The following is a 502-nucleotide window of genomic DNA, read 5'->3' as shown; positions in this document are numbered from 1 at the left end:
CCAAAAACCAGTCCCTTATAAGATTTGGAAAAAACGTGTACGAAAGCAAAAGCACCAGAGCGCATAACAATGTGAAGGTTAATACCGTAGGCGCGTTATACTTTATTCTCATATATCCAACTCTATTTCAATCGGGCAATGATCGGAACCTTGAACGTCGGCCCTTATGATAGATGATTTTACATTGGAGAGAAAGTGCTGTTAGTAGACGATATTTTTGACTCTGGCAGAACGATTAATCATCTTGCCCAGATTATTTTGGATATGGGAATCCCGCGAAACGATTTAAAAATTGCGGTTCACGACTACAAGCATTTTTACGACAAAAAGGAACAGTACCCTATTCAACCAGATTATTGGTGCAGAAAGCATGACGTGTCCGTTCACCATGACGTTTACTGGATTCATTATATGAGCCACGAGCTTATGGGGTTACCCGAAAAAGAGCTGGAAGAAAATTATTATTCCCTTGATCCATATTTAAAGTAAGCAAGCGATACTT

At 39.4% G+C, this 502-nt stretch carries 1 pseudogene; it reads left to right on the top strand.

The features are described 5' to 3' along the window. Positions 1 to 195: 195 nt before the first annotated feature. Positions 196 to 489, top strand: a pseudogene (locus ACYVTD_RS16275) (phosphoribosyltransferase); the annotation flags it as partial. Positions 490 to 502 lie beyond the last annotated feature (13 nt).

It is taken from the genome of Treponema sp. R6D11 (genome assembly GCF_054786075.1).
This window is presented reverse-complemented; position numbering and strand designations above follow the sequence as displayed.